The sequence below is a fragment of the Geomonas sp. genome (assembly GCF_056994735.1).
On the sequence record NZ_JBXKJL010000149.1, the window covers coordinates 1 to 2,167 of the forward strand.

A 2,167-nucleotide genomic window follows, 5' to 3' on the forward strand; every position below is an offset into this window, starting at 1 on the left:
ACAACCCGACCTACGCCAAGCGCCTGATCCAGTACTCGATCGACTGGTTGGATAACGGCATCTTCGACGACTCGACGGCCCTCTCGATCCACGAGGTTGCCGGGCCGACGCTGGACACCAAGAACACAGCCATCAACTACCTGGGACTTGACAACACGACCACCGCCAACTGTATCAACTGCCACCAGGCCTACTACAACTGATTCGTCTAGATATTGAACCGAGCCGGCCGCTTTTGAACCGCCGGTCAAACGCTGACAAAGAGGCTTTACCAATGACCCGATCGATGAAAAAAGTTATGAGCCTGGCCCTGGGGACGCTGCTCCTCCTGGGATCGCTGGGGACTGGTTGGGGTGCCACTCCGACCGTGACCCTGCTCGGGACGCTCTCCGGAAACCTGCGGGCGCCCGGAAAGCTCTCTCTTGACGCCGCCGGCAACCTCTACGTGGCCGACGTGCAAAAGCGCGGCGTGGTGAAGTTCGACGCCAACGCCCGCTACCAGGGTGTCATCGGGGCCTCGGGCGTGGTTCGCAGCGTCACCTCGCTCCCCGACGGGAGGCTCCTGGTGAGCCACGACCGCAAGGTGACCTTTTACGGCATCAACGGTCTGCCGCAGGGCGACCTTGCCGGGTACACCTTCAAGGAGCCGAACGGCATCGCGCTGGACGCGGCCGGAAACATCTACGTCGCCGACAGCAAGGCCGACAGGATCGCGGTCTTCAGCGCCTCCGGCGCCTTCAAGAGCACCTTCGGGACTACCGGCTCCAAGCAGGGCCAGTTGAACTACCCGACGGCGCTCAGCTATGAGAAGGAAGGGAAGCTGATCGCGGTGGCCGATACCCTCAACAACAGGATCGTCCTCTTCGACACCGACGGGACCTTCAAGCGTTCGGTCGGCGGACCGAGCTCCCTCTCCGGGCCCTTGAGCTTCACCTACCCTGACGGCGTGGCCTTCGACTACGCGAGCGGCGTCCGCATGTACGTGGCCGACGGCTTCCAGAACTCGGTGCAGGTGATTGATCTCGAGGCCCAGCCTAAATTCGTCGGCTACCTCGGGGCCTACGGCGCGGAAGAGGGGCAGTTCCTGCAACTCACCGACGTGGTCTACGACCAGCAGAACAAGAGGATGATCACCGCCGACTCAACCGGGGTGGTGACCTACTTCGCCGTCGGGACCGACGAGTCGGCCGACAATACCAGGCTCTCCGGGCTGACCCCGGCAGTCTCCGGGACGGTAGCCGGCTCCGGCGGCATCCCCGGGAGCACCGGGACAGCAGGGAGCACGGCAGGCTCCGGAAGCGGGGTAGGGGGGGGATCCTCCGCTAGCGCGGGAAGCGGCTCGGGCTCGACCCGGACCAGCAACGCCTCCTGGCAGTACCCATCCGGGGTCGACTGTCGTCATGGCAAGGCCGGGAGCCTGGCCTGCCGGTAAAGGAAAGGGGAGGGGCAGTCACTTAGTGGCTGCCCCCTGAATAGTTTCTAGCGCCGGCAGTATCTCTGCCGGCTGTATGAATACCCGGAGCCTGGCCAACGGGGCGGCGACACCAGGAGCCGAAAGACGCCGGCCGGGAAAAGGTGGACATCGTGTACAGAAAAATGTGGGAGCAGACCATGAAGAACATCGCACTATGTGCAGCGGCACTGTTTATGATCCTTCTCTTTGACCATATGCCAGGCTATGCCGTACCCGCACCTCACGACTTCCAGTGTCTGCAGTGCCACGTCTCCCACAACTCGCTGGGAGCCCAGACTAACGACCTGATCTGCTTCAGCTGCCACAACCCCTCCGGCGGCGCGAAGGCACAGGGGCTCCCCTTCTCGCCGGCCGACGCGGCCGACCCCTTCGGGACCCAGGCAGGTCTGCAGACCTCCCACAACTGGTCGGGTTCCGATACCAACCCGAAAGCGGGGGCCGAGCCGCCGCAGAGCCCGGCCCTGGTGGTCAAGTCGCACGAGGGGAAGATGCTTTGCTCGAAGTGCCACAACCTGCACGGACCGAGGGAGAGCGCCAGCAACTCCGCTCCCTTCCTGAGGGCCCTCAACGACTCCGACCAGATGTGCCTCGACTGCCACCGCTCCAGGAAGACCCAGGACCACACCACCGGCAGCCACCCGGTGCAGGTCAGCTACACCGGCGCGGTCAAGGCCAACCCGACCGGCTTCTACG

2 protein-coding genes and 1 pseudogene are annotated in these 2,167 nt (G+C 64.1%); all 3 read left to right on the plus strand.

The window, feature by feature from the left end; all coding sequences use genetic code 11:
- Positions 1-203 (plus strand): hypothetical protein (locus AC11W3_RS07120; protein ID WP_484092729.1); only part of this gene is annotated, 203 nt, incomplete at its 5' end.
- Between the two features lie 83 nt (positions 204-286).
- Entirely contained in the window at positions 287-1,432 is a 1,146-nt protein-coding gene (locus AC11W3_RS07125) for an NHL repeat-containing protein (protein ID WP_484092730.1), read from the plus strand.
- A 152-nt stretch (positions 1,433-1,584) separates the two neighbouring features.
- Positions 1,585-2,167, plus strand: a pseudogene (locus tag AC11W3_RS07130) (hypothetical protein); the annotation flags it as partial.

Excerpts from the sequence above, each read along its gene's own strand:
- AC11W3_RS07125 (WP_484092730.1), top strand. The coding sequence starts at position 287 with ATGAAAAAAGTTATGAGCCTGGCCCTGGGGACGCTGCTCCTCCTGGGA.